General features: G+C 66.1%; 22 protein-coding genes. 2 read left to right on the top strand and 20 right to left on the bottom strand.

Annotation, left to right across the window (positions count from 1 at the left end):
• A partial coding sequence (locus KBZ07_RS01415) for a UPF0182 family protein (protein WP_254929937.1) occupies window positions 1–2,460 on the top strand: 2,460 nt, incomplete at its 5' end.
• A 62-nt stretch (window positions 2,461–2,522) separates the two neighbouring features.
• Here KBZ07_RS01415 and fba read toward each other — a convergent pair.
• From fba to KBZ07_RS01340, 15 genes are all read right to left on the bottom strand, one after another.
• A complete protein-coding gene (fba, locus tag KBZ07_RS01410) occupies window positions 2,523–3,596 on the bottom strand; it encodes a class II fructose-bisphosphate aldolase (protein ID WP_254929936.1) in 1,074 nt (357 codons plus the stop codon).
• 43 nt (window positions 3,597–3,639) lie between these two features.
• Window positions 3,640–4,722 (bottom strand): Gfo/Idh/MocA family protein, encoded by a 1,083-nt coding sequence (locus KBZ07_RS01405; protein ID WP_254929935.1) that lies wholly within the window; start codon window positions 4,720–4,722, stop codon window positions 3,640–3,642.
• Window positions 4,719–5,138: a hypothetical protein gene (locus KBZ07_RS01400; protein ID WP_254929934.1), complete on the bottom strand. Its 420-nt coding sequence runs from the start codon at window positions 5,136–5,138 to the stop codon at window positions 4,719–4,721. Before KBZ07_RS01400 ends, KBZ07_RS01405 begins: the two co-directional genes overlap by 4 nt.
• Window positions 5,139–5,146: 8 nt before the next feature.
• Entirely contained in the window at window positions 5,147–6,022 is an 876-nt protein-coding gene (gene accD / locus KBZ07_RS01395) for an acetyl-CoA carboxylase, carboxyltransferase subunit beta (protein ID WP_254929933.1), read from the bottom strand.
• 38 nt (window positions 6,023–6,060) lie between these two features.
• Window positions 6,061–6,915: an A24 family peptidase gene (locus KBZ07_RS01390; protein ID WP_254929932.1), complete on the bottom strand. Its 855-nt coding sequence runs from the start codon at window positions 6,913–6,915 to the stop codon at window positions 6,061–6,063.
• A gap of 7 nt (window positions 6,916–6,922) precedes the next feature.
• Window positions 6,923–7,210, bottom strand: coding sequence for a hypothetical protein (locus KBZ07_RS01385; RefSeq protein WP_254929931.1), 288 nt, complete (start codon window positions 7,208–7,210; stop codon window positions 6,923–6,925).
• A 113-nt stretch (window positions 7,211–7,323) separates the two neighbouring features.
• Window positions 7,324–8,226, bottom strand: coding sequence for a phosphoribulokinase (locus tag KBZ07_RS01380; protein ID WP_254929930.1), 903 nt, complete (start codon window positions 8,224–8,226; stop codon window positions 7,324–7,326).
• An 84-nt stretch (window positions 8,227–8,310) separates the two neighbouring features.
• A complete protein-coding gene (leuB, locus tag KBZ07_RS01375; RefSeq protein ID WP_254929929.1) occupies window positions 8,311–9,393 on the bottom strand; it encodes a 3-isopropylmalate dehydrogenase in 1,083 nt (360 codons plus the stop codon).
• 25 nt (window positions 9,394–9,418) lie between these two features.
• Window positions 9,419–10,501 (bottom strand): UDP-3-O-(3-hydroxymyristoyl)glucosamine N-acyltransferase, encoded by a 1,083-nt coding sequence (gene lpxD, locus KBZ07_RS01370; protein ID WP_254929928.1) that lies wholly within the window; start codon window positions 10,499–10,501, stop codon window positions 9,419–9,421.
• 37 nt (window positions 10,502–10,538) lie between these two features.
• Window positions 10,539–11,639 (bottom strand): glutamate 5-kinase, encoded by a 1,101-nt coding sequence (gene proB, locus KBZ07_RS01365; protein WP_254929927.1) that lies wholly within the window; start codon window positions 11,637–11,639, stop codon window positions 10,539–10,541.
• Window positions 11,639–12,148 carry a YqeG family HAD IIIA-type phosphatase gene (locus tag KBZ07_RS01360; RefSeq protein ID WP_254929926.1) on the bottom strand — a complete coding sequence of 170 codons (510 nt, stop codon included), beginning with the start codon at window positions 12,146–12,148 and terminating at the stop codon, window positions 11,639–11,641. The genes proB and KBZ07_RS01360 overlap by 1 nt, the downstream gene beginning before the upstream one ends.
• Window positions 12,148–12,729, bottom strand: a complete 582-nt coding sequence (locus tag KBZ07_RS01355) for a DUF3727 domain-containing protein (protein ID WP_396123859.1) — start codon at window positions 12,727–12,729, stop codon at window positions 12,148–12,150. Before KBZ07_RS01355 ends, KBZ07_RS01360 begins: the two co-directional genes overlap by 1 nt.
• Window positions 12,730–12,748: 19 nt before the next feature.
• Window positions 12,749–13,198 carry a Holliday junction resolvase RuvX gene (gene ruvX / locus KBZ07_RS01350; protein ID WP_254929940.1) on the bottom strand — a complete coding sequence of 150 codons (450 nt, stop codon included), beginning with the start codon at window positions 13,196–13,198 and terminating at the stop codon, window positions 12,749–12,751.
• A gap of 29 nt (window positions 13,199–13,227) precedes the next feature.
• Window positions 13,228–14,304, bottom strand: a complete 1,077-nt coding sequence (locus KBZ07_RS01345) for a hypothetical protein (protein WP_254929924.1) — start codon at window positions 14,302–14,304, stop codon at window positions 13,228–13,230.
• Between the two features lie 57 nt (window positions 14,305–14,361).
• On the bottom strand, window positions 14,362–15,546 hold the full coding sequence (locus tag KBZ07_RS01340; RefSeq protein WP_254929923.1) for a F420-0:Gamma-glutamyl ligase: 1,185 nt from the start codon (window positions 15,544–15,546) through the stop codon (window positions 14,362–14,364).
• A 95-nt stretch (window positions 15,547–15,641) separates the two neighbouring features.
• Between KBZ07_RS01340 and KBZ07_RS01335 the strand changes: the two genes are divergently transcribed.
• Entirely contained in the window at window positions 15,642–17,024 is a 1,383-nt protein-coding gene (locus KBZ07_RS01335; protein ID WP_254929922.1) for a PhoH family protein, read from the top strand.
• 10 nt (window positions 17,025–17,034) lie between these two features.
• Here KBZ07_RS01335 and glnT read toward each other — a convergent pair whose 3' ends face one another.
• From glnT to KBZ07_RS01310, 5 genes are all read right to left on the bottom strand, one after another.
• On the bottom strand, window positions 17,035–18,351 hold the full coding sequence (glnT, locus tag KBZ07_RS01330) for a type III glutamate--ammonia ligase (RefSeq protein ID WP_254929921.1): 1,317 nt from the start codon (window positions 18,349–18,351) through the stop codon (window positions 17,035–17,037).
• Entirely contained in the window at window positions 18,344–19,327 is a 984-nt protein-coding gene (locus KBZ07_RS01325; protein ID WP_254929920.1) for an alpha/beta fold hydrolase, read from the bottom strand. Before KBZ07_RS01325 ends, glnT begins: the two co-directional genes overlap by 8 nt.
• On the bottom strand, window positions 19,324–20,241 hold the full coding sequence (locus KBZ07_RS01320) for a fatty acid desaturase (protein ID WP_254929919.1): 918 nt from the start codon (window positions 20,239–20,241) through the stop codon (window positions 19,324–19,326). Before KBZ07_RS01320 ends, KBZ07_RS01325 begins: the two co-directional genes overlap by 4 nt.
• Window positions 20,242–20,368: 127 nt before the next feature.
• Window positions 20,369–21,742 carry a class II fumarate hydratase gene (gene fumC, locus KBZ07_RS01315; protein ID WP_254929918.1) on the bottom strand — a complete coding sequence of 458 codons (1,374 nt, stop codon included), beginning with the start codon at window positions 21,740–21,742 and terminating at the stop codon, window positions 20,369–20,371.
• Window positions 21,742–22,296: a thylakoid membrane photosystem I accumulation factor gene (locus tag KBZ07_RS01310; RefSeq protein ID WP_254929917.1), complete on the bottom strand. Its 555-nt coding sequence runs from the start codon at window positions 22,294–22,296 to the stop codon at window positions 21,742–21,744. Before KBZ07_RS01310 ends, fumC begins: the two co-directional genes overlap by 1 nt.
• Window positions 22,297–22,301: the final 5 nt, after the last annotated feature.

Below are 22,301 nucleotides of genomic sequence, written 5' to 3'. Positions count from 1 at the left end.
TTGGTTCGCAATCCCTTTGACTCCAGCCGGTTGCATGGGCTCGCCATGCTCGAGGGTCTGCCCTTTCCTTTGCTGTTGTTGTTGGCCGCCCTGCTGGGGGCATTGCTGCTGCGGCCCAGCTTTGCGCCCCGGTTGGTGGCGGGGATGGCTTCCCTGGCTGTTGCCACCGCCATGGGCCGGGCCTGGGGGGTGTGGTCGCTGGCGATGTTGGCTCCCGATAGCGGCATTCGGGAGCCCCTGCTTGATGCAGACATCAGTTTTGCGCTGGTGCGCTTTCCCGCTTTGGCCTTTGGGCTCACCCTGCTGCTGGCCCTGGTGAGCTGCCACCTGGCGGCGGGGCTGTGGGGCATCTTGGCCCGCCCTCCCCAGCTCAGCGATGGGCGCTTCCACGGCTTCACCGCCACCCAACTGGTGAGGCTGCGCGCACCCCTGGCCCTGCTGGCCCTGCTGGTGGCATTTGGTTTCCTGCTAGGTCGGCACCAATTGCTGCTGAGCACCGCTGGCAGTGTGCCCGGGGCCGGCTGGTTAGATGTTCACTTTGTACTCCCCCTGCGCACCACGGCCGTCGTCGTGGCCCTGCTGACCGCTGTGGCCCTGCTGTTGCCCCTGCCTCGCAAGGGGCTTCGTGGCCCCCTGCTGGCGGCAGTATCCGCAGCCCTGCTCGTGGTGCCCCTGCTCGAGGCCCTGCTGACTCCACTGTTGCAGTTGATGCTGGTGCGGCCACGGGAACTCCAGCTGGAGACCCCCTACCTGGCTCGCTCGATTGCGGCCACCAGGGCCGCCTTCCAGCTCGATGACATCAGAAGTCGCAACGTGAGGCCTCGCAACCGCCTCAGCCGTGCCGATGTCATCGCCGGCCAGGCGACCCTGCGCAACATCCGTCTCTGGGATAGCCAGCCCCTGCTAGCGACCAACCGCCAACTGCAGCAGTTTCGTGTCTATTACCGCTTTTCAGGGGCTGCGGTCGACCGCTACAGCCTGCCAGCCAATGCCGGCAAGGATCGCCGCCAGTTGGTGATGGTCTCGGCAAGGGAGCTGGATCAGGCCTCCCTTCCACCGGCGGCGCGCACCTGGCTCAATACCCATCTGGTGTTCACCCATGGATATGGCTTCACGGTTTCACCGGTAAACACCAGCAGCCCCGATGGCTTGCCCGACTTCTTCATCAGCGATCTGGGAGCCTCCACCCGCGTTCAGGGCAATGCCAAGTTGGGAATCAGCTCTGCCCAGGTGAGGTCCGGAATTCCGATCGGCCAACCCAGCCTCTATTTCGGAGCGCTCAAGTCGCCCTATGCCCTTGCTCCCACCAAGGTGCAGGAATTTGACTATCCCCAGGGAGACGAAAATCTCTACACCCATTACACAGGCAAGGCCGGAGTGCCAATCGGCTCAGCCTGGGGACGCCTGGCCGCTGCCCTCTACTTGGGCGAGCCCAAATTGCTGGTGCAGGGTGCGATCACCCCTGCTACCCGGCTGCTGCTGCGGCGCGAGGTGAGGGAGCGGCTGCGCACCCTGGCGCCCTTCGTTCGCTTCGAGGGAGATCCGGTGCTGGTATCTGTGCAGCTGGACCAGAATGGGCCTTTCCCCCGCAGCCAGCAGCAGTACTGGCTGGTGGAGGGGTTTACCAGCAGCCGCAGTTATCCGTACAGCGCGGCGGTGCCGGGTGAGCCTGAGATCCGCTACCTGCGCAACTCTGTCAAGGCGGTTGTCGATGCATACAACGGCACCGTGGTGATGTACGTCTCCTCCAGCAGCGATCCGATAATCGCTGGCTGGCAGCGTCTCTTTCCCGATCTGTTCGCGCCCATGACGGCCATGCCTGCTGCCCTGCGGGCCCATATCCGCTACCCCCAATGGCAGTTTGAGGTGCAGACGGCCCAATTGCTCAGGTATCACGTAACAGATCCTCGAGTTTTCTACAGCGGGGATGATGTATGGCAGGTGCCGAAGGAGGTGTACGGCCAGCAGCAGGTGCCCGTCCGGCCCTATCACATCAGCGCCCAGCTCAGCCCGCAACTGCCTCCGGAATTTCTACTGCTACAGCCGCTCACGCCCCTGGCCCGGCCCAACCTTGTTGCCTGGCTGGCCGCTCGCAGCGACGATCCCCACTACGGCCAGCTGGTGCTGCTGCGTTTCCCCAGCCAGACAACCATTTTCGGCCCCGAGCAGATCACCGCCCTGATCAACCAGGATCCGGTGATCAGCCAGCAGTTCGGTCTCTGGAATCGTTCCGGTGCCGAGGTGATCGAAGGCAACCTGCTGGTGGTGCCGGTGGGAGAGGCCCTGCTGTATGTAGAACCGATCTACCTGAAGGCTCGGCAGGGGGGCTTACCGACCCTGGCCCGGGTGGTGGTCAGCGACGGCACTCGCATCGTGATGGAACGCAACCTCGACGCGGCCATAAGCGCCCTGCTGGCTGTAAGCGAACGGGCACCCAATCCATATGCCGCCGGTCCATGACCATAAAAAATGGGCCCCTGATGGGACCCAGAACAGATCAGAACGGAATGATCCGCGGCTGATCAGGCTGCGACTGCTGCCTTTGGGTCAAGGGCGCCCTTGGCGTAGAGGCCGGCGTAGTAGTTGATGTCGCGCTGCTTGATCTTGCTGGCGTTGCCGGCACACCAGAACTGCTGATAGCGATCCAGGCACACCTGCTTCATGTACTGGCGGGCAGGCTTGTTGAAGTGGCGGGGATCGAAGTTGGTGGGGTCCTTGAAGGCCGCTTCCCGAACAGCTGCGGTGAAGGCCAGCCGGTTGTCGGTGTCGATGTTCACCTTGCGCACACCGTTGCGGATACCCTCCTGGATTTCCTCCACGGGCACGCCGTAGGTCTCGGGGATGGCGCCGCCGTACTTGTTGATCATGTCCAGCCACTCCTGGGGCACCGAGGAGGAACCGTGCATCACCAGGTGGGTGTTGGGGATCGCTTTGTGGATCTCAGCGATGCGGCTGATGGCCAGCACTTCACCGGTGGGCTTGCGGGTGAACTTGTAGGCGCCGTGGCTGGTGCCGATGGCGATCGCCAATGCGTCAACTTTGGTTTTGGCGACGAAGTCGGCGGCCTCAGCCGGATCGGTGAGCAGCTGGCTGTGGTCGAGCTTGCCCTCAAAGCCATGGCCGTCTTCGGCCTCACCCATGCCGGTTTCCAGGGAACCTAGGCAACCCAGTTCGCCCTCCACACTCACGCCGATGGCGTGGGCCACGTCCACCACTTCCTTGGTGACGGCCACGTTGTACTCGTAGCTGGCAGGGCTCTTGGCATCAGCCATCAGGGAGCCATCCATCATCACCGAGGTGAAGCCGTTGGCGGCGGCGCCGAAGCAGGTGGCAGGACTGTTGCCATGGTCCTGGTGCATCACCACCGGGATGTCCGGATAGGTTTCAACTGCAGCCAGGATCAGGTGGCGCAGGAAATTTTCACCGGCATACTGGCGCGCTCCGCGGGAGGCCTGCAGGATCACCGGAGAGTCGGTTTCGCTGGCCGCCTCCATGATCGATTGCACCTGCTCGAGGTTGTTGACGTTGAAGGCAGGAATGCCATAGCCGTTCTCAGCGGCATGGTCGAGCAGCAGCCGAAGCGGAACGAGCGCCATGGGAAAAAACCTCTCGGATCGGAGTAGGGAACTGGCTGGGAGTCTAGGGGATGCCCCCGGGCTGACCATGGCGGGCCCAATCGCAACAGCGCTGGCTGCTCACCGCTTCGCCCAGGCCTGGCACCATCGGGCGTCCCTCGCGCACCGCCTCACTCCACCAGCTGTGCAGCCGCAGCACCGGGGCGATCCGCCCGTCGGCCCAGGTGCGACCAAACCCCCATTGGGCCTCGACTTCCAAGGGCCTGAGCGGCTCACCCCCGCGGGAGTGCCAAAGACCAAAGCCATGTACATAGTCGGCCTGGTTGTCGGATCCGAGTACGGCGGTCCCATCCCGCCCGTAGAGCTCGAGCCAGCAGCCCCGCCCCCGGCGGGTCACGGAAGCCAGGTTCAACTGGGCCGGCACCACTTGACCCTGGGCGGTCTCCAGTTCCAGCTGCACTAGGGCGATGTCCTCGGCGTCGACGCCGGCAATGCGGCCACTGCCATCTCCCAGGGGCCTTTCGCCGATGGCCGTGCTCAGCAGGGCCCGCAGGGAGCGGCTTGGTCCCACCAGCCAATGGAGGATGTCAAAGGCATGGGTGCCCAGGGCCCCCAGCACGCCGCCGCCTGCAGCCGCCTGGGAATACCAGTTCCAGAGCCTGGTGGGGTCGGCGCGGCTAGCCATCAGCCAGTCGAATTTGACGAGCAGCAGTTCCCCCAGGTCGCCACTGGCGACAAGGGCGGCAAGCTGCTGGAAGAGGGGCACCGCCCGGTATTCGAAATCAACTGCCACCGTTAGCCCCCGCTGCAGGGCCAGCCTTTGTAGTTCTTCCACCTGCTCGGCGCAGAGGGCCACCGGCTTTTCCAGCAGCAGGTGCTTGCCGGCATGAAGGGCCCTCTCGGCCAGCTCGAAGCGGGGCGCTGGCGGGGTGGCGATCACCAGGGCTTCTACCGCCGGATCGGCCAGCAGGGCATCGAAGTCGCCGTAGCCGGGCAGTTCGGCGGTGCGGCAGGCCGCCTCCAACCGCTCTGGCCGGGGATGCCAGAGGGCCACCGGAGTGGTGCCAGCACAGGCCCGCAGGGCGGGCAGGTGGACCTTTTCACCTATGCCCAGGCCGGCGATGGCCACCCGCAATGGGCTGGTCATGGCAGGGTCTCACTGGCAACTGCGCAAACCTCAGTTACCACCCTGGTGATCAGGTTGTCTCCGGCGGTGGGCTGCCACTGGGCCCCGAACTGGGGCAGGCCGTTGATCGATGTGTCGCGGAATAGGGCCTGGTCGCAATCGAGTTCCATCACATAGAGATCGTTGCTAGGACGGGGCTTCTCCTCCGTGGTGGGGGATTGGAACCGGGTCAGCACCGACACGTTGCCCTCGCGGCTGCGGCGCAGGCTGCCCCCATCCCACCACTGGCGCCCCTCATCGCTGCTGGCCACTTCGTGCCAGTCAACCGGGCCGGCGAAGGCGGCCGAACCGGCGCCACTGAACACCACCAGTAACAGCAGAATTGCAACCAGCCAGCCCAGATTTCTGCCAAGGAATTTGCCCAGATTTCTGCCCATGATCTGCCTCACGCTGGCACCGTTTCGCGGCAGCCGTGCAGCTCGAGCAGGCTTGCCAGGGTGGCCTTGAGGCGGGTGCGATCCACGATGGCATCGACAAATCCATGCTCGCGCAGGTATTCGGCGGTTTGAAAGCCTTCGGGGAGTTTTTCGCGCAGGGTCTGCTCAATCACCCGCCTGCCCGCAAAGCCGATTAGGGCCTTGGGTTCGGCCAGAATTAGATCGCCCAGCATGGCAAAGCTGGCCGTCACCCCCCCGGTGGTGGGATAGGTCAGCAGAGGCAGGTAGAGCAGTTCGGCCTGGCGGTGGCGTTCCAGGGCACCGGAGATCTTGGCCATCTGCATCAGGCTGAGCATGCCCTCCTGCATGCGGGCGCCGCCGGAGGCACACACAATCAGCACCGGGTAGCGGCGGGCAGTGGCGGTTTCAATCAGGCGGGTGAGTTTCTCGCCCACCACCGAGCCCATCGAGCCGCCCATGAAGCGGAAGTCCATCACCCCCAGGGCCAGGGGCAAGCCGCTGGTGCGGCAGAGGCCGGTGACGACGGCATCGAGCAGACCGGTGCTCTGCTGGCTGTCCCGCAGTCGATCTGTGTAGCTGCGTCGATCCTTAAAGGCCAATGGATCGGTGGGGGCCAGGCAGCTATCTAGCGGTTCGAAGCTGCCGGGGTCGGCGATTAGAGCGATGCGCTCCTCACTGTCAATCCTGTTGTGGTGGCCGCAGCCCTTGCAGACGCTGGCATTGGCCACCAGATCTTTGCGATACACCACCAGGCCGCATTCGGGGCATTTGCTCCACAGCCCATCGCCCTCTTCCAGGTCCTGGGTGACCCGCACGGTGGGGGCATTTTTCTGGCGATCCGCGAACCAGTCGAAAAGCGACATGCGATCTCAAGGCGACAGGGCCCGGCGGCTGAACCCATTTAAGGCGCCGGGCCCACCAGCCCAAGGAGGGGCAGCCAAAAGTCATGGCCCCATAGCCAGACGGCGGCTCCACCAGCTGCCAGAAATGGTCCGAAGGGAAAGGGCTGGTGCCTGCCCAGCCTCCCGCTGAGTCGGCCGATGCTGCCCACCACTGCACCGCCGAACACTGCCAGCACCACAGTTATGCCCAGGCCGGTGAGCCCCAGCCATGCCCCCAGCATGGCAGCGAGCTTGGCGTCGCCCAGCCCCAGGGCGGGCTTGCCGATGAGCCTCTCAGCCAGGGCGCTGACGCCCTCAAACCCCACCAGGGCGACCCCGGCAGCCAAGAGGTGGTGGAACAGCAGGGCCCGGCCCACGGCTTCGCCCTGCTGGAAACCAATGATTGCCGTCATCCCCAGGCCCAGCAGCAGGCCTATCCGGCAGAGGGGCTCGGGCAGCCAGAGGTAATCGAGGTCGATCAGCAGCAAGGGCAGCAGCCAGCTCAGCAGCAGCCAGCCAGCCAGCACCACCAGCCAAGCCAGGGGCCGGGGGCCCATCGCTGCCGGGGTGGCCTGCAGGCAGGCAACCCAGAGCCCGGCGCTGAGCAGCTCTACCAGCGGATAGCGAATCGCGATCGGGGCGCCGCAGTGGCCGCAGCGGCCCCGCAGCCATAGCCAGCCGAGCACGGGCAAATTCTCATACCAGCGCAAACGGCTGCCGCAATGGGGGCAATGGCTGGGAGGCAGCAGGATCGATTCCTCACGCGGCAGTCGCCAGGCAACCAGATTCAAGAAGCTGCCAAAACAGGCTCCGATCAGCGCGACCCCAATTGGCAGGTTCGGGAAGCTGGCGAGCAGTGGCGCTGGGACGCTCAAGCGGAACTCAGACGGTTGTCGGGGAGGGGTTGGTGCGGGGAAAGCGCAGCCGGGAAGGCCCACTGCGGCTGCGCCGGGCCCGGATCAGCTCGATCGGTACAAACTGCTCGTCTGGCAGGAGCACCGGCATGGCTTGAACAATCCGACCCTGAAGATTGGCAGGGTTGGCCTTGAGGACCACGCCACAGACATCTGCACCCGGCGCGCAGTGGTCAAGGGCCTCAAACAGAACCCTACGGGCGGCCTGAATGACCATCTGACTATTGATCTGATCGAGGCGCAAGACAGGGGCCACCTTGGTGGGGGCCCCTGAGATCAGAAAGGAGGGGGGAATCGGCGTGGACGGGGCGACTGAAATCGGCCTCACCAAGTCGTATTGCCAACCCAGAGTAAGGGGTACGGCTGCAATCAGGCCAGCTTCTTCTTTTCTTCGATCATCCGATGGATGATCGGAGTGAGAATCAGCTCCATGGCAAAACCCATCTTGCCGCCGTTCACCACGATCGAGGTGGGGGTTGACATGAACGAGTCGTGGATCATGTCGAGCAGGTAGGTGAAGTCGATGCCCCACTTGTCACGGGCTACCTTGCGGAAGTGGATGATCACGAAGCTTTCATCCGGGGTGGGAATGGTCTGGATGAAAAAGGGGTTAGAGGTATCGACCGTGGGCACCCGCTGGAAGTTGATGTCGGTGAGACTGAACTGGGGACAGATGTGATTGATGTAATCGGGCATGCGCCGCAGGATCGTGTCCACTGTGGCCTCAGCCGAGTAGCCCCGTTCCTGGTTGTCGCGGGCGATTTTCTGGATCCACTCGAGATTCACGATCGGCACCACGCCGATCAGCAGATCCGCCAGTTTGGGTAGGTCGTAGCCATCGCCCACGACGCCGCCATGCAGGCCTTCGTAGAAGAGCAGGTCGGTGCTTTCAGGGATGGGCTCCCAGGGGGTGAACTGGCCAGGTTCAAGGTTTGTGCCCAGGCGGCCGTTGTGGTCTGCCGCTTCCTCCGCCGAGTGGAGGTAGTAACGCTTCTGGCCGCCGCCGGTTTCCCCGTAGGTGCGGAACAGCTCCTCGAGTTTGTCGAAGCGGTTTGCCGCTGGGCCGAAGTGGGAGAAGTTCTCTCCATTGGCAACGGCGGCAGCCATCGCTTCCTTCATCGCGGCCCGCTCGTAGCGGTGGTAGCTGTCGCCCTCCACCACCGCAGGAATGATTCCTTCACGCCTGAAGATGTACTCGAAGGCTCGCTTGACAGTGCTGGTCCCAGCGCCGGAGGAGCCGGTGACAGAAACAACCGGGTGACGCTTCGACATGCGCGGGGGGAGAAAACGGCTGCAATCTTGGCAGGTAGGTGGACCTCTAAGGCCAATCCCTGCCGGACCGTTACCAGCCGTGGTTCAGGCTTCCAGGGCTGCCAGCAGCTGGTCGCCCATGGCCCGGCAGCCCAGCTGGGTGCAACCTGCGGCCATCAGGTCGCCGGTGCGGAAGCCTGCCGCCAGCACCCGATCCACGGCGCTCTCCAGGGCGGTGGCGGCCGCGAGCTGCCCTAGGCCCAGCCGCAGCAGCATGGCTGCGCTGAGCACCATCGCCAGGGGGTTGGCCCTGTCCTGGCCGGCGATGTCGGGGGCTGAACCGTGGATCGGCTCAAACAGGCCGGGGCCGCTGCTGCCAAGGGAGGCAGAGGGGAGCATGCCGATGGAACCGGTGAGCATGGCCGCCTCGTCGCTGAGAATGTCGCCGAATAGGTTGCTGGTCAGCAGCACGTCGAACTGGCGGGGGTTTCGCACCAGTTGCATGGCCGCGTTGTCGACGTACATATGGCTGAGCTCCACCGTGGGGTAGCCGGCGGCCATGGCGTTGACCCGATCCCGCCAGAGCTGGCTGACATCGAGCACGTTGGCCTTGTCGACGCTGCAGAGCCTGCCGCTCCGCGCTGCGGCCAGGTCGAAGCCCACCTTGGCGATACGGTCGATTTCGTCGTCGAAGTAGGCCATGGTGTTGAAGGCACGCACCCGGCCGTCAGCCTCCACCCGACCCCTCGGTGTGCCGAAATAGACCCCGCCGGTGAGCTCCCGCACCACCAGCAGATCCACCCCGGCAATCACCTCTGGTTTGAGGCTGGAGGCATCGATCAGGGCCGGGAAGATCTTCACCGGTCTGAGGTTTGCAAACAGACCCAGGCCTGAGCGCAGGGCCAGCAGCCCCGTTTCCGGTCGCTGCTCCCGGGGCAGGTTGTCGTATTGGGGCGAACCGATCGCGGCCAGGAGCACCGCCTCACTTTGCCGGCAGGCTGCCAGGGTGCTCTCAGGTAGGGGTACCCCGGAGGCATCGATGGCGCTGCCGCCCATCGGCTGCTCGTCGAAGACCAGCTCAAATCCATGCCGGGCACTGACTGCATCGAGCAGTTGGCGCGTCACCGCTGTGATCTCCGGGCCGATGCCGTCGCCTGGCAGCAGGGTGATCCGGTGGCTGGAGGTCATGGTGGCTGAGCTGTCAGGCGCGAGGCTAGGGCTTGGGCGGTTTGGGATTAGGCGGTTGGGGTTCGCTGCGCTTCTCCAGCTGGCGCAGGGCTTTAGCCAGCTCCGGCAACTTGTTGAAGGTGGCGGAGCAGCGCAGCCAGAGGCGGTTGGGGATGGCCGGATAACCGCTGACCACCTCCCCAGCAGCCACCTCGCCGTGGATGCCCGACTTGGAGGAGGCAATTGAGCCATCCCCCATCACGGCCCTGTTGGCAAGTCCCACCTGGCCCGCCAGGATCACCCCCTTGCCCAGCTTCGCGCCGCCAGCGATGCCCACCTGGGCCGCCAGGGCACAGCCGCTGCCCATGCTGACGCCGTGGCCGATGTGGACCAGGTTGTCGATTTTGCTGCCCGCGCCGATGCGGGTTTCGCCCACCGCAGGGCGGTCGATGGTGCTGCCGCAGCCCACTTCCACCCCATCCTCGAGCACCACCAGGCCAGTCTGGGGCATCTTGCGCCAGCCGTCAGCGGTGGGCACGAAGCCAAATCCCTCGCTGCCGATCACCGCATTGGAGTGGACCACGCAGGCCCTGGCAAGGCGGCTGCCGGGATGGAGCACGGCGCCGGAGTGGAGTTCACAGTCTGGGCCAATCTGGACGTCGGCGTAGATCACCACACCGGCATGGATGGTGCAGCTGGCCCCAATCTGCACATCAGCACCGATCACCACGAGGGGGCCCACATGGCAGCCCATGCCAACAACGGCGCCAGGGTCGACCACGGCGCTGGGGTGGATGCCAGGGGCAGGGCGCCGGCGCGGGTGGAGCACTTCGAGCGCCTCGGCGAAGCCAAGGCGAGGATTGGCCAGGGCAACCCAGGCCAGGCCCCGCTCGCTTGCCAGCTGCTGCAGCGCTTGCGCCCCCTCGCCGCGGGCCGGGATCAACACCGCGCTCGCGCCGCTGTCGGTCAGGGCCGCCGCCAGGGCGTTGCCGGGTTCTAGAAAAGCCAGCTGCCCGGCCCCGGCCTGGTCTAAAGCTGCGCCGCCGTGGATGGCAGGGTCAGTGGCCAGGTGGCGAGGACTCTCACCGGTTACCTCACCCAGGTGGCCGAGCAGTTCGCTGAAACGCATTCCCAGGTCTATGTCCTGGCCGGATCGTAGGTCGCGCCTAGCAGCTGGTGAGCACCAGGTGATCGCGATGCACCACCTCCACGCCGGCACAGCCGATCAACTCCGCCAGCTCGGCGCTGCCCAGGCTGGCCAGGCCCCGCCCGAGCTCCCGGCCATCACTGGCCACTAGCCGCACCGCCTCCCGTCGGCCGAACTGCCCTTCCACTGCCCGCACTCCCACGGCCAGCAGGGAGGCGCCCTGAAGGGTTAGGGCCCGTTCGGCTCCCGCATCCAGATGCAGGGTGCCCTTGGGTAGCAGGGCATGGGCCAGCCAGCCCTTGCGGTTGGCCAGGGGGGTGGGGCTCGGCTGAAAAATTGTGCCCACCCTTTCACCCGCCAGCAGGGCATCGAGCACGGCCGGGTCGCGGCCATCGGCCAGGCGCACCCGGATGCCGCTGGAGGTGGCAATGCGAGCGGCGGCCAATTTTGTGGTCATTCCGCCCGTGCCCCACTGGCCACCACCGCTGGCTGCCCCCTGCAGGCTGTTGAGTTCGGCCAGGCTGGAAACCTCCTCGATCGGTCGGGCATCCCTATCGGTGCGGGGGTCACCCGAGTAGAGCCGGTCGACGTCGGTGAGCAGCACCAATTCGTCGGCGCCGATCGCAACCGCCACCAGGGCCGAGAGGGTGTCGTTGTCGCCGAAGCGCAGCTCATCGGTGGCCAGGGTGTCGTTTTCGTTGACCACGGGCACTACCCCCCATGCGAGCAGCTGCTCCAGGGTGCGGCTGGCGTTTTGATAGCGGCGGCGGGAGGCCAGATCGCCGCGGGTGAGCAGCACCTGGGCCACGGCCACGCCTCGCACGGCAAAGGCGTCCTGATACAGGGCCATCAGTCGGCCCTGGCCCACCGCAGCTGCGGCCTGCAAGGCCACCACTTCGCTGGGCCGCTGCTGCAGCGCCATGGCCGTACAGCCCAGGCCAACGGCACCGCTTGTCACCAGGGTCAGGGCATCGCCGCTGCGTTGCCTGCGGCAGAGGCTGGCCGCCAGATCTGCGATCACCGCAGCGGTGGGCCGCTCAGGGCTGCCCCTCAGCAGGCTCGTGCCCACCTTGATCACCCGCCGCAGGGAGGGCTGGTCGGAGTCATGCCTGGCTGCCATCAGCCCAGGGTTTTGCCCAGCCGGCGGGCGAGAAGTAGCTCGATTTTCTGCAGCCGATCCCGCTGGCAGGGCTGGCCGAGGGGATCGATCGGTTTGACCAACACCGTGAACAGCCCTAACCGGTTGCCGGCGATCACATCGGTGAAGAGGCGATCACCGATCAGGGCGACTTCGTGGTGGGGCAGTTTCAGCTCGGCCAAAACCCGCCGCAGGGCCCTGCGGCGGGGCTTTGCAGCCGAAATGGTGTAGGGCAGGTTGAGCTGCTCAGCCACCGCCCCCACCCGCTTGCGGGAGGGATTGTTGCTGAACAGGTGGATGGGCATGCGCTGCTGGGCCCGTTGCAGCCAGTGCAGCACGCTCACCGGCAAGACCGCCTGGCGGCGGGGCAGCAGGGTGCGGTCAACGTCCAGCACAAGGGCCCGGATCTGCTGGTCAAGCAATTCCTGCAGGGGCAGCTCGGCCAGGGTGCAATCCAGCATCCAATCGGGGCGCAGCAGCTGGCGCAGCATCAGCCCTCTGCCTCCCGCTCATCGAGTTCGGCCTCGATCCTGGGTTGGACCCTTTCGAACTCCTCTCCCTCCACCAGTACGGCGCCACCACCCTCCATGCGGGCCCCCACGAAGAAGGGGTCAAGGGGGATGTAGAGGCCGTATTCCTGTTCGTCGGCAAGGAAGCTCACCAGCAGCTCGTAGGTTTCCGAGTCGTCATCGTCGTCCTCGTCGTCGAGCTCATCGGGCTCAGGTTCGTCCAGCTCTCCACTCACCGTCAGGGTGACGGCGGAGCGCACCAGGGTGAGATCGTGCTCCTGGAGCACCACATCGGCAACCGAGAGAATCGGCTCGGTGGCATCGATGGTGTCGATCAGTTCCGGCTCCTCGTCGTCCTCAAGGCGGAACAGGCAGACCGGAGTATCCACCGGGGTCAGCAAGACGTAATCGTGGCCGTCCAGGGGTATCAGCTGCTCCAGAAAGCAGAGCAGTTGGCGCCCGTGGCTGTCCTGCACGAGCACCGTTGGCACATCTGCGAGCCCATCTGGGGGGAGATCTGAGGGGAGATCAGCGGGGCGATTGGACGGGGTGTCGGGGGTCATGCGCTCGGGATGGATCTCCTCAGAATGGAGCAACGCCGGCAGTCTGGCTGTAAGGGATGGTCGCCGGCAGCACCGGTTCTGGCCCTTCCTGCAGCCATTGCCGCAGCAGCAGGGCTGCGGCGGCGCTGTCGAGGGCACCGCTGCGATCGCCTTGCAGCCCGTGGAGCTCGGCGGCAGCCCAGCTGCTGGAGTGTTCATTCACCCAGGCAAGGGGCAGGGCCAGCTGGCGGGCCAAGCGTTGCCCGTAGCGCAGGCAGTGGCTGGCCTGGGCTGTGATCTCACCGTTGTCGTCCAGGGGGAGACCCACAACCAGGGCCGTGACCTGTCTTTGGCGCACCAGCTCGCCCAGGTGGTCTTGATCGTGGGCGAACCGTCCCCGGGCCAGGGGGGGCAGGGGGGTCACCGTGAGCCCGAGCCGGTCGCAACCTGCCAGGCCGATGCGGCGGCGGCCCACGTCTAGGGCAAGCACCGATTGGGGTTGGGGGGCCGGCCTCCCCACTAGGGCGGTGCCAGGGGTGTCGGTGTGGGCAGGGGGCGGCGGCGAGGCTGCCACTGCTCCAGAATTGCTTCGAGGCCCCGGGCAGCCCTAGAGGGCGACTGCAGCGCCTGGCGCCGCCAGACGCTGCGGGCCATCAGCACCCGCTCACCCCTTTCGCTGGCCCCGAGGCTGGCCAGCCACTGCTGCAGTGCCTGCTGGCGCAGGTCGCAGCGCAGCCAGAGTGGGGATTGGCCTCCCAACCTGGTCTGGATCTGGCGCAGCAGTTGCTCACTGGCCGGGCCCACCAGTTGCTCCCAGCCCGGGTGCAAGCTCAGTTCCACGTCGTGGCCGCCGCCGGGATGGTCACCGATCCAGCGCACGGCAGCTACCGCCTGTTCCCGGCTGGAATCGACCAGCATCCAGCCCCTGCCATGGCTTTGGTCGAGCAGATCCTCGACGCGCCTATCCAGCAGTTGCCTCAGCCGGGCCGGGCAGGCTGCCTGCTCCAGATGCCAGAGCAAGGGGGCGCTGCGGCGGTTCAGCGGGGTGAGTTGCAGGTCGGCCGGCAGGGCCCAGCTGGAGCTGCTCTGGCCGGGGGGGGTGCTCCAGCACCACAGCCGGTCGGTGCGCAGGGGCTGGAAGCCCTGCTCTCTCAACATGGCCAGGCGGCCGTCATCGAGGGTCGAGGCGGTGGCGATCCAGCTGACCGCTCCCTTGGCCTGCTGTATTGCCTGGCGCACCAAGGTGGCGGCTAGTTCCGGATGGCCGGGGCCGGGGGCAAGCCGCAGGTGCTCGATCTGCCAGCAGCTGCCGCTGCGGTTGAGGCGCCGGGTGACGATCAGGCCAAGGGGGGTTTGGCCGCTCAGGGCCACCAACACCTCGGGTGCCAGGGAAGGCCTGGCCCGCAGGGCGTGCAGGACCCGCTCGGGTAGGCCCAACAAGATCGCCCGCTGCAGCAGGGGCTGAAGCGGCAAAAAGGTGGGACCGTTGAGCAGGGGCAGGTGCCAGCCGGCCAGGGGCTCAAGCCGCCAGCTCTCCGGTTCGGGGCGCTGCGGCAAAGCCGAACTGGCTGTGGGCGGCTGCAGAATCCCGAGCATGGGGGGCGGGCACTGACTCCTTGGCTCCCACTCTATCGGCGCTGGCGGGAAGGGGCCTCAGCTTGGCCGCACCAGCACCAGGGGAGTGCGCTCATTGGCATTGCCGGCCGGGTTGGGCCTCAGGGCCCGCTCCAGCAGTGCCTCATCGCAATTTGGGCTGGAGGCGAGGACCTTGACCCGGCCGAGGTCGTTGACATCGACCACCGCCACAGCCACGCCGAGGCAGCGGGCCATGGCGGCGCAGAAGGCGGCGGGCTGCTGCGGGCCCAACACAATCGTCTGGTCGTAGGGCGGGGTGGTGCCGGTGATGTCATCGATCAGGCGGGCCTGATCTCCAGCCAAGCGGTAGAACCAGCCCTTGCTGCCCACCAGCTTGAGGCCCAGGCCGACCATCCAGGCCCCCAGCACCTGGGCCGGGCCGACCACGTCGATCAGGCTTTGCAGGCCGCAGGCCGTCGCCAGGGAGCTGGTGGGATGGAACACCCGGCAGAGCAGGCGGGCTAACATACTGGGCGCCAGGTTAGCCGGATGCTGGTAGCGCCCCTGCATTACCGCCAGGGGGGTTTCGCCGATGGTGAGCACGTCTCCGGGCTGAATAAGCCCGCCGGCATAACGGCGCAGCACGGCTTCGGGGTCGTCCAGCACGCCGAGCAGGTGGGTGCCCACCGGCAGTACCCGGCAGCGATCGCCCTCGCGCCAACGGGCTGCCTCAGCCGTTAGCGGGACAGGCTGCTGCAGGGGTACCAAAATGGCATCGCGGCGCTGCAGCCGCCCGAAGGGGCCGTAGTTGATCCAGAGAATCTCCAGCCACAGGGTGTCGAGCAGGGCGGGCTCAAGGGCCTGGCCCCCGGAGCCCTCGAGGCTGATGCGGATGCGGGCCTGGGTGCTCTTGTTCCCCTTGACGATGTAGGCGGCCCAGTAGCCGTCCGGGCGGGAATCCTCATCCGGATGGAGCGCCTCGATCCGACTACTCACCGTGATGCCGCCCAGGTCCCCCCGGCCGAGCAGGGTGGGTCTGAGCTCGATCTCCGGCACCATCACCTCCATGCGCTGGTGGGGGTTGCTGAGGGTGATCGTGCCGCTGACCTCCAGGCCCGCCCCGCGGGCCTCCACCTTGAAAGGCCCCGCCTGCAGTCGCAATGGGGAGGCAGGACGCAGGCGGTGGCGCAGTTCCAGCCAGAGCAGGGTCAGCCCAAGCAGCAGGGCAAGCACCAGCAGGAGTTTCAACGCGAAAAGGGCCATGGGCGTGGGAGCCAAATTGCGACTGGGCAAGAACCGCTGGAGCGTAAGTGCGCAGTTGGCTTTAGCTTCGCGCCATAGCGATCTCCCTGCCCGGCATGCGCAAAACCTTCGTGCTCGACACCAACGTGTTGTTGCACGATCCCGCCGCCTTGACCCGCTTTGAAGACAACCACATCCTGATCCCGATCGAGGTGGTCGAGGAGATCGACCGGTTCAAGCGCGATCCAGCCGAGAAGGGACGCAACGCACGTCAGGTTTCCCGCTTGCTTGATGGGCTGCGCACCCAGGGCAACCTGGCCGATGGGGTGGCCAACGGCGATCAGGGGGGAACCCTCAAGGTGGTTTTCTGCCGCAGCGAAACCCTCAGCCAGCTGCCGCCTGAGCTCAAGGGGGGCAACGGGGATAACAACATCCTGGCGGTGGCCCTTGAGGAGCAGCGTTTGCAGGCGGTGATGGGCAGCCAGCCACCGGTGATCCTGGTCACAAAGGACACCAACCTGCGCATTAAGGCCGATGCTGTTGGCCTGATCGCCCAGGACTACACCAGTGATCGGGTCGACATCGGCGATCTGTACCCCGGCTTCTGCGAGCTGTGGGTGAGTGCCGAGCAGATGGATCAGGTCAAGCATCCGCCTGGGCTGGCGGTGGAGGGCTTGGTGGTCGAGAGCCCACTGCTGGCAAACGAAGGGGTGACCCTGGTCAATCGGCTCCAGCCCGCCCACACCTTGCTTGCTCGCTTCAACGCCAAGACCTCGACCCTTCAGCCCCTGCAACGGGCCCCGAAGGCCAAGCTCGGGCGCATCCAGCCCCGCAACCGGGAACAGACCTTTGCCCTGGACCTGCTGCTCGATCCCGACATCCAGCTAGTCACCCTGGTTGGCAAGGCAGGCACGGGCAAGACCCTGCTGGCCCTGGCGGCAGGCCTGCACCAGGTGGCCGATGAACGGCTCTACGAGCGGCTGCTGGTGACACGCCCGGTGATTTCGCTCGGCAAGGAGATCGGTTTTCTGCCCGGGGATCTCGAGGAGAAGATGGGCCCCTGGATGCAGCCGATCATCGACAACCTCGACTATCTGCTGGGCGGCGCTGGGGAGGAAGAGGGCCGCAGCAGCCGGGGCAGCAGCCACCACCGGGGCACCCGCAGCAACTGGACCGACCTCAAGGGCATGGGGCTGCTGGAGGTGGAGGCAATCAGCTACATCCGCGGCCGCTCAATCCCCCGCCAGTACATGGTTGTGGATGAGGCCCAGAACCTCACCCCCCACGAAGTGAAGACGATCGTGACCCGGGTAGGCGAGGGCACCAAGATCGTTCTCACCGGCGACCCCTACCAGATCGACAATCCCTACGTGGATGCGGAGAGCAACGGCCTCACCTGGCTGGTGGAGCGCTTCAAGGGCCAGTACCTGGCCGGCCACGTCACCCTGTTGCGCGGTGAGCGCAGCGAACTTGCCGAGCTGGCGGCGAACCTGCTCTGAGCCCGCATGGCTAATCGTCCAGACCGGTGCGCCGCTGCCAGTTGCTAACTTCGGCACGCTGCTGCTCCCATTGGCGCCGCCGCAACCGTTCATACGACTGGCAGAACTCCTCCCCCAACCCCTGGCGCAGAGGCGTGTCGGCGGCGAATGCAGTGAGGGCTTCGCCCAGGTCGGCAGGCAGGCGCTGGCATTGATCCAGGCCGAGGGGCTGGGCGTAGTTGTCGTTGTCGTGGCGGGGGCCCGGGTCAAGCTGACGGTCGATCCCATCGAGACCGGCTGCCAGGATCGCTGCCTGCAAGAGATAGGGGTGGGCCGAGCCGTCGGGCAGGCGCAGCTCGAGACGTTGGTTGTCGGGGATACGCGCCATATGGGTGCGGTTGTTGCCCGTGTAGCTGATGCCGCCTGGGCTCCAGGTGGCGCCAGAGCTGGTGGGCGCCGCTGCCAGGCGGCGATAGCTGTTCACCGTGGGATTGGTGATGCAGCTGAGTGCGGGGGCGTGGGCCAGCAGGCCACCAAGAAAGTGATAGGCCAGGGATGAGAGACCCAGCTCACCGCAGGGGTCGGGGAAGAGGTTGCGGCCGGCGTTGGCGCTGCCGGCAGCACCCCACAGTGAGAGGTGGGCGTGACAGCCGTTGCCGGTGAGGGCGGCGAAGGGTTTGGGCATGAAGCTGGCCCTCAGCCCCTGCTGCTCCGCCAGGGTTTTCACCATCACCTTGAAGAAGGCATGGCGATCGGCGGTGGTGAGGGCGTTGGCATAGGTCCAGTTGAGCTCAAATTGGCCGTTGGCGTCCTCGTGATCAGCCTGGTATGGCCCCCAGCCCAGCTGTTCCATCGCCTCAAACAGTGGCGCGATCAGGGGATAGCGGCGCATCAGCGCCAGTTGGTCGTAGCAGGGTTTCTCCTGGGTGTCAGACCTATCGGCGATCTGGTCGCCGCTGGGATCGAGCAGAAAGAACTCGGCCTCCACGCCGCTGCGCAGCTCAAATCCGCGCTCGGCTGCTCGCTCCAGCTGGCGGCGCAGCAGGCGGCGGGGACATTGCGCCATCGGCTGGCCGTTGAGCAGGAGCTCGGCTGCCACCCAGCCCACCTCCGGCTGCCAGGGCAGGGGGGTGAGGCTGGCCGCCGCCGGGATCGCCATCACGTCGCCATCGGCGGGTGAGAGATCCAGCCAGGCTGCAAAGCCGGCGAATCCGGCCCCATCGCGGGCCATTTCCGCCACGGCCGAGGCCGGCACGAGCTTGGCCCGCTGGATGCCAAACAGGTCGGTGAAGGAGATCAGCAGGAACCGGAAGTTCAGTCCCTGCACCTGCTGGTAGAGGTCAGACATGGGATGGCTGCTGGAGAAGGGTGTCGACGATGCGGCTCAGCTGCCGCTGCTCGGCCAGGTTGCTGTGGGGGTTGCCAGCCCGGTGGCCAAGCTCTGAGTGGATCACGTGCAGTTCGGCCCCGGGGATGGCGTCAGCATCGGCGGCCAGATCGTCGAGGGGGAAGTAGAGGTCGTGGCTGCCGGCCACCACGGCGGTGCGGGCAGTGATACGGCCCAGGCTTGCGGCCAGGTCTCCCCCCTGGGCCACGTCGTGGGCTAGCCAGGTGTCGAGCATGGCGATCAGATCGCGGGGGTCATGGCGCCGGTAGTGGGGCAACCACTGGCTCTCCACATGCTCCTCCACCGCCTCTGCCAGCGTGCGGAAAAACGGCTGGCTGGCGGCCCAACTGGCGTAGATCAGGGCGAAGCTGCGCAGCCCCTGCTCCGGCGGCCCGCTGAAACCGGCCCCGCTCCAGTGGTGATCGGCCGTGAGGGCCTGGCGCAGGCTGAGGCAAAACAGACGGTTGTGGGGGGAGGTGCGGGTCGTGCCGCAGACGCAGCAGATCCGCTCCACGGCCTCCGGGTGATCTACGGCCCACTGGTAGGCCTGCTGGGCCCCCATCGACCAGCCGTAGATGAGGGGGAGCCGTTCCACACCGAACACCTCCTGCAGCAATCGGCGCTGGGCGGCGACGTTGTCACGATGGCTCACCACCCAGCCCTGCTCGGCCAGGCCCATGGCGCCGTGGCTGGGGCTGCTGGAGGCGCCGTTGCCGAACATGCCGGCAATCACGACGCACCAGCGCTCCGGATCCAGCACCGGGCCGGCCAGCCAGGCCAGATCCTCGGGGCGGGCGCCATAGGAGGTGGGCACCAGGATCAGGTTGGAGCGATCGGCGTTTAGTTCGCCGATCTGCAGGTAGGTGAGCTGGGCCTCCGGTAGGGTGTAACCGCAGGCCAGGGCAATGTCGCCGAGCTGGTGCTGGCGGAGGCTCATGCCGGCAGATCCAGCGCGGGCAGGTGGCGCAGCAGCTGGCGATGCACCGCTAGGTAGCCCCGATCGCAGTGGCTCAGATGGGAGGCTATGGGGCCGTGGGCGGCTGGCAGGGCGTGGAAGGGCAGGGAGGGGTAGAGGTGGTGCTCGGCATGGAATGGCATGTTCCACATCAGCCAGCGCACGGCAGGGTTGGTGAGGGTGGTGCGGGTGTTTTCGGTGCCGTCGCTGCTGAAGCTGCAGCCGCTGTGCTCCGCCAACAGCAGAAAGCGCAGCACGGGCTGACCAACCACCAAGGGCAGGAGCCAGAACCAGAACAGAAAGCCGGTGCCACTCACCAGGGACGCCAGGGCCAGGGCCAGATAAACGGCAAACTGGAGTCGCACCGAGCGGCGCACCTGGGGGATCGACTCAGGGCTGAGGTAGGGCAGGCCACTGAGATCGCCCCACAGCAGTTGGCGGTAGCCGGCCAATTTGCCGGTCCACCAGTTCCAGCCACCCAGCTCCAGCAGGTAGGCCCAGACGGTGGTGGGAATGGGATCGTTTAGTTCGGGATCGAGCCCGGGTTGGTGGGTATAGCGGTGGTGCCACTGGTGGTAGCGCCGGTAGTAGGTGGAGTTGTAAAAGCTCAGTAGCCCCGCCATCCAGGCCACCGCGTCGTTCAGCTTTCTGCCGCGGAAGGCCGTGCGGTGGCAGCACTCATGCAGGGGCGCAAAGCTGGTGGCCAGGCCAACCCCACAGATCAGCAGACCCGACAGCCGCAGGGCAAGGGGCCAGCCCTGCTGGGCCCAAACCACCCCGCCCAGGACGACCGTGAGCAGGTGACTGGCCAGGCGCAGGGCTCCGGGGCCATTACGCAACTGGTTGAAACTGGCAAGCGCATCGCGCTCCAGCAATAGGGTGGAGGTTTGGGACATCTAGCTATCCCACCAGTGGGGTTCCCCTTGCTTCGGTAAAGGTTGTAACACTCCTTCCGTTCAGTTGGCGAGGGCCAAATCAGCTTTTTGTACCAACCCAGCTCTCCGCAGCCACCAGCTGGCAGAACTAGATCATCTGGTCGGGCTGCACCCAGCTGTCAAATTGCTCGGCGCTGATTTCACCGAGCACCAGGGCCGCCTCCCTGAGGCTGAGTTGGTGGTTGTGGGCGTGTTTGGCGATGGCGCAGGCCCGGTCGTAGCCGACCTGGGGGGTGAGGGCTGTTACCAGCATTAGGCTTTGATCCAGCAGGGTTTCGATGCGGCTGCCGTTGGCTTCGAGCCCCTCGATGCAGTGCTCGCGGAAGCTGGTGCAGCTGCCTGAGAGCAGCTCGATGCTCTCGAGCAGGTTGTGGGCGATCAGTGGCTTGAACACGTTCAGCTCAAAGTTGCCCTGGCTGGCCGCCAACTGCACGGCTGTGTTGTTGCCCATCACCTGCACAGCCACCATCGTCAGGCTCTCGGCCTGGGTGGGATTCACCTTGCCGGGCATGATCGAGCTGCCGGGCTCATTCTCGGGCAATACCAGCTCGCCCAGGCCGCAGCGGGGCCCACTGGCCAGCCAGCGGATGTCGTTGGCGATCTTCAGCAGCGAGCCGGCCAGCACGGTGAGGGCGCCGTGGGCAGCGGCCAGGGGTTCGTGGCCCGCCAGGGCCTGAAATTTGTTTGGGGCGCTGCTGAAGGGCAGGCCGATCCGCGCTGCCAGCCGGGCCGCCACCGCCTCGCCGAAACCGGCCGGGGCATTGAGGCCCGTGCCCACGGCCGTGCCGCCGATGGCGAGCTGGTGCACCTGGGGCAGGGCGGCGCGCAGGGTTTCGAGCCCCAACTCCAGCTGGGCAACGTAGCCGCCGAATTCCTGGCCCAGGCTCAGGGGCACCGCATCCTGCAGGTGGGTGCGGCCGATTTTGATGATGGTGGCGAAGGCCTCGGCTTTCTGGCCCAAGGCATCACGTAGGGCTTCCACAGCTGGGATCAGGCTGCGCTCCAGCTCGATCGCCACGGCCACGTGCAGGGCAGCCGGGAAGGTGTCGTTGCTCGACTGGCTGAGGTTCACATGGTCGTTGGGGTGGACCGGTCTCTTACTGCCCAACACCCCCCCCGAGGCCTGGATCGCCCGGTTGGCGATCACCTCATTGACATTCATGTTGGTTTGGGTGCCGGAGCCCGTCTGCCACACCTTGAGCGGGAACTCGGCATCAAGCGTGCCGGCGGCTACCTCTTCAGCAGCCGCCACGATCAGGGCCGCCAGTTCGGGGGCCAGCCTGCCCTTGGCCTGGTTCACTTCGGCGCAGGCGGCCTTGAGCGCTCCGAAGGCATGCACCAACTCCAGGGGCATGGCCTGGCCGAAGCGGAAGTAGTGGATCGAGCGCTGGGTCTGGGCGCCCCAATAGTGCTGGTCGGGAACCTCAATGGCCCCCATGCTGTCGGATTCCAGGCGAGCCATCAGCGGCTGACGACCTCCGAATTGAGTTCATTGAAACTCTCTGTAGAGCTCTTGGTGCCGCCTTCCGGCAAAGCAATGCCAGTGGCCAGGCTGAGTGAGGCGTTGATGGCATCCACACTCACTGCTCCCTGCTCATCGAAAATCACCTTCCCCTGGGAGTCGAATACGACCACCTGAGGCACCACCCCACGCCAGTAGTGGGCCGGGTCGCTGGGGCCGGTGTCGGTCCGGTTCTGGAGGGGGTCGGTGACGAGGGGAATCAGCTCGATGTTGCGGTTCCAGAGGCGCTGCAACTCCGATACCACCGCTGCAAACTGTTTGCTGGCCGCGTCGTCGTCGAGGTAATAGATCACCACGGCGGGGCGCTGGTCGGCCATGGCCTGGGCCAGGCTGCTGCGGGGCGGCACCAGGGAGCCGTTGCCGGCGTAGAGGGCGTAGATGTTGCCGTCATAGCTGTTGCTGGTGAGGGAAGCCTGGGCCTGGCCAGTCCCCAGCCCCAGCCCGAGCCCCACCATCAGGAGCAACACCAGGATCTGGCTCAGCAACTGGTTCATCCGGA

Source organism: Cyanobium sp. BA20m-14 (assembly GCF_024346295.1).
The sequence above is the reverse complement of the archived record's forward strand: the minus strand, read 5'-3'. Positions and strand labels throughout refer to the sequence as shown.

What these genes read in the sequence shown, in the direction of transcription:
- fba (WP_254929936.1), bottom strand. Translation starts at nt 3,596, where the DNA reads ATGGCGCTCGTTCCGCTTCGGCTGCTGCTCGACCATGCCGCTGAGAAC.
- KBZ07_RS01405 (WP_254929935.1), bottom strand. Translation starts at nt 4,722, where the DNA reads ATGACCAGCCCATTGCGGGTGGCCATCGCCGGCCTGGGCATAGGTGAA.
- KBZ07_RS01400 (WP_254929934.1), bottom strand. Translation starts at nt 5,138, where the DNA reads ATGGGCAGAAATCTGGGCAAATTCCTTGGCAGAAATCTGGGCTGGCTG.
- accD (WP_254929933.1), bottom strand. Translation starts at nt 6,022, where the DNA reads ATGTCGCTTTTCGACTGGTTCGCGGATCGCCAGAAAAATGCCCCCACC.
- KBZ07_RS01380 (WP_254929930.1), bottom strand. Translation starts at nt 8,226, where the DNA reads ATGTCGAAGCGTCACCCGGTTGTTTCTGTCACCGGCTCCTCCGGCGCT.
- leuB (WP_254929929.1), bottom strand. Translation starts at nt 9,393, where the DNA reads ATGACCTCCAGCCACCGGATCACCCTGCTGCCAGGCGACGGCATCGGC.
- lpxD (WP_254929928.1), bottom strand. Translation starts at nt 10,501, where the DNA reads ATGCGTTTCAGCGAACTGCTCGGCCACCTGGGTGAGGTAACCGGTGAG.
- proB (WP_254929927.1), bottom strand. Translation starts at nt 11,639, where the DNA reads ATGGCAGCCAGGCATGACTCCGACCAGCCCTCCCTGCGGCGGGTGATC.
- KBZ07_RS01360 (WP_254929926.1), bottom strand. Translation starts at nt 12,148, where the DNA reads ATGCTGCGCCAGCTGCTGCGCCCCGATTGGATGCTGGATTGCACCCTG.
- KBZ07_RS01355 (WP_396123859.1), bottom strand. Translation starts at nt 12,729, where the DNA reads ATGACCCCCGACACCCCGTCCAATCGCCCCGCTGATCTCCCCTCAGAT.
- KBZ07_RS01345 (WP_254929924.1), bottom strand. Translation starts at nt 14,304, where the DNA reads ATGCTCGGGATTCTGCAGCCGCCCACAGCCAGTTCGGCTTTGCCGCAG.
- KBZ07_RS01340 (WP_254929923.1), bottom strand. Translation starts at nt 15,546, where the DNA reads ATGGCCCTTTTCGCGTTGAAACTCCTGCTGGTGCTTGCCCTGCTGCTT.
- KBZ07_RS01335 (WP_254929922.1), top strand. Translation starts at nt 15,642, where the DNA reads ATGCGCAAAACCTTCGTGCTCGACACCAACGTGTTGTTGCACGATCCC.
- glnT (WP_254929921.1), bottom strand. Translation starts at nt 18,351, where the DNA reads ATGTCTGACCTCTACCAGCAGGTGCAGGGACTGAACTTCCGGTTCCTG.
- KBZ07_RS01325 (WP_254929920.1), bottom strand. Translation starts at nt 19,327, where the DNA reads ATGAGCCTCCGCCAGCACCAGCTCGGCGACATTGCCCTGGCCTGCGGT.
- KBZ07_RS01320 (WP_254929919.1), bottom strand. Translation starts at nt 20,241, where the DNA reads ATGTCCCAAACCTCCACCCTATTGCTGGAGCGCGATGCGCTTGCCAGT.
- fumC (WP_254929918.1), bottom strand. Translation starts at nt 21,742, where the DNA reads ATGGCTCGCCTGGAATCCGACAGCATGGGGGCCATTGAGGTTCCCGAC.
- KBZ07_RS01310 (WP_254929917.1), bottom strand. Translation starts at nt 22,296, where the DNA reads ATGAACCAGTTGCTGAGCCAGATCCTGGTGTTGCTCCTGATGGTGGGG.